Origin of the sequence: Eubacterium sp. An3, from assembly GCF_002159465.1 — a bacterium.
Classification (GTDB): domain Bacteria; phylum Bacillota; class Clostridia; order Lachnospirales; family Lachnospiraceae; genus Anaerobutyricum; species Anaerobutyricum stercoris.
In genome coordinates this window covers 1-2535 of record NZ_NFIR01000078.1, presented here as the reverse complement: position 1 = coordinate 2535, position 2535 = coordinate 1, and the positions used below count along the sequence as shown (strand labels likewise).

Annotated in this window: 4 protein-coding genes; 2 read left to right on the top strand and 2 right to left on the bottom strand. The window is 59.5% G+C overall.

Annotated features, from left to right (window positions below):
• Positions 1-246: type II toxin-antitoxin system RelB/DinJ family antitoxin (locus B5F87_RS20275; protein WP_087284451.1), on the top strand; the 246-nt coding region annotated here is incomplete at its 5' end.
• Positions 243-533 carry a type II toxin-antitoxin system YafQ family toxin gene (locus tag B5F87_RS20270; RefSeq protein ID WP_003509355.1) on the top strand — a complete coding sequence of 97 codons (291 nt, stop codon included), beginning with the start codon at positions 243-245 and terminating at the stop codon, positions 531-533. The genes B5F87_RS20275 and B5F87_RS20270, both read left to right, overlap by 4 nt.
• A gap of 105 nt (positions 534-638) precedes the next feature.
• On the opposite strand, the gene mobQ is transcribed toward B5F87_RS20270, so the two are convergent.
• Together mobQ and B5F87_RS20260 are read right to left on the bottom strand one after the other, a co-directional pair.
• Positions 639-2189, bottom strand: coding sequence for a MobQ family relaxase (mobQ, locus tag B5F87_RS20265; RefSeq protein WP_242964626.1), 1551 nt, complete (start codon positions 2187-2189; stop codon positions 639-641).
• Positions 2190-2271: 82 nt separating this feature from the next.
• Positions 2272-2535: DUF3847 domain-containing protein (locus B5F87_RS20260; protein ID WP_143405317.1), on the bottom strand; the 264-nt coding region annotated here is incomplete at its 5' end.

The following is a 2535-nucleotide window of genomic DNA, read 5'->3' as shown; positions in this document are numbered from 1 at the left end:
ATGGACGCGGATTTGAAGGCACAGGCCGACGCCCTGTTTGCGGAACTCGGCATGAATTTATCCACGGCGTTCAACATCTTCGTGCGCCAGTCGCTTCGTGAGGGCGGCATTCCCTTTGAGGTGAAGCTGGAACAGCCCAACAAGGAAACGATTGCTGCCATGCTGGAAGCGGAAAGGATTGCAAAAGACCCGTCTGTAAAGGGATACAATGACCTTGACGAGTTGTTTGCCGACCTGAAAAAATGAGGAAAACAAAGTACACCGTCAAGTACACGACCGCTTTCAAAAAGGACTACAAGCGGGCAATCAAGCGCGGCCTGAAAATCGAATTGCTGGAACAGGTCGTGGCGCTGCTGTCGATGGGCGAACCGCTGCCGGATAAAAACCGCGATCACGATCTGTCCGGCGATTGGGTGGGCCATCGGGAATGTCACATTCTCCCGGACTGGCTGCTCATTTACCGTATCGAGGATGATGTGCTGGTGCTGACGCTTGCCCGCACCGGGTCGCACAGCGACTTGTTCGGCAAATAAACCATCTGCCGCCGTATGGGGAAACCTGTACGGCGGTTTTTCTGTGTGCAAAAGGGTGTCGTGAAACGCGACACACCTAAAGGGGTCGGCAAAACGCCGTACCCTTTACCGCTCCGGCCCCCGGTCGCAGGGCTTGTCCCGTTCCTGCCGGGCCAGTTGGTCGGCGGCCTTGCGGAGCCGTTCCACGGCTTTCAGTTCCTCCCGCATGGCCTTCATGTCGATGCTGTCCACCTGCTTCTGGGCGGTCAGTAAACCAATCTCGCGCTGCCATTCCTTCGGGGAAAGTTCCTCTCCGCTGGCTTTCAGTTCTTTCAGATACCGGTCTGCCGCGTCATAGAGGATCAGCTCCCGGCTGTGGCGCTGCTCGAACAGCTCCCGCTTTTCCGGCTTCATCCTGGCAAGCTGTTTATGAATGGCCTTGTACTCGTTGTACTGCGCCCACATCTCCCCGCGCTCGGCGAGGACGGCGATCCGGCGCTCGGCCTTGACGATCTCTCGCCGCAGGTCATAGTAGCGGGTGTTCATATCTGCGATTTTTTCGTGGAGCTGCTGCATGGATTGGATGCCGTTGGCGTTCAGGAAATTGAACAGGGCGGCGCTCTCCTGCAACGCCCGGATTTTGCCGGTGCGGGTGTCGGGCCGCTTGAGCTGCTGCTGGGCCTCCCACAAGCCCATCATGCTGGGCTGCTGGCTCTCCGGCTTCTCCGCCTCGGCTTTAGACCAGTTGTAGAGGCGGGTAATGCGGGCCTTGATTTCCTTGAGCAGCTTATTGTCGGCGGCGATCTGCCGGTTGACTTCTCCCTTGTCGGTGCGGATGCCGCGCTTCTCCATCTGGCTGGCCGCTGGCCCCAGGTGGACAGAGGGGATTTTATCAATGCCCTGTCGCTTGTAGCTGCGGTGGTCTACCAGGGCAGGCTGACCGGCGGCCTCCAATGCCCGGTTGGTATAAGCCGCCCATGCTGCTCGCCAAATCTCCACATTCCCTTTGTCGTTCCAGTCGGTGGTGTCCTCCCGGTGGTTCTTCCAGCCGCCTTTCCCATCCGGGATACGCCGGCCGTTCTCGTCCAGGTCGTATGCCTTGCGGCACTTTGCGCCCCATGCGCCGTTTTCTTTTAAGGGCCGGACGGTCAGCATGATATGGACATGGGGGTTGCCGGTTCCCTTGTCATGGATGGCAAAATCGGCGCACATCCCCTTGTCCACAAAGTTGTCCTTCACATAGGCCCGGACAAGGGCAAGCTGCTGTTCCCTGGACAGTTCACGGGGCAGGGCCGCCTCGATCTCGCGGGCAAGCTGGCTGTCCCTGGCTTTCTCGATCTGCTCCACGCTGTTCCAGAGGGTGGAGCGGTCTGAAAATTCAGGCGGAGCGTGGGCGGGCAGCATGATTTCCGCATGGACAACGCCGCCCTTCCGGGTGTAATCATGGGTCAGGCCGTCCCATTCATTTGTCAGCTTGGTTCCGCTTCGGTAGGCGGCTGCGGCAACAGCGGAACGGCCCTCGCTGCGCTTGATGATACTGACAGGGATGTGGCAAAAATCTATGAGGATCGCCTCCTTTCGGTGAGGGGTATTCAGGCTCCGTGGAGCCGGACAGACGCGAAGCGGGTGTCTGGCTGCGCGGGGCGCACAAGGGGTTTGGGGAGTGTAGCTCCCCATCGCGCTCGGAGAGCGCAACAGCTCCCGGCAGGGCGCACGACACCGGAAACGGTGTATAAGTGCGCCCTTGTAAACAAGGGACTTACGGCTTGTCCCCGGATTTCGGCAGTTTTGCGGCCAGTTCCGCCGCCCCCGGAAGATGGGACAGGGCAATCAGGAACGCCTTGACCTCTGCGCCGGGAAGGTCGGGGGCCAGAGGGAAAATGCCCTCCAAAATAGCCCCGCGTTCAATCAGGCGGCGGGTGCGGGCCTTGCGTTCCTCGTTGCGCTGCTTGTTCTCCAAAATCTTCTGGCGGTTCTCAAGCTGCCGGATCTCCTTCAGGACTTCTTCGCGCTCGTCTTTTTT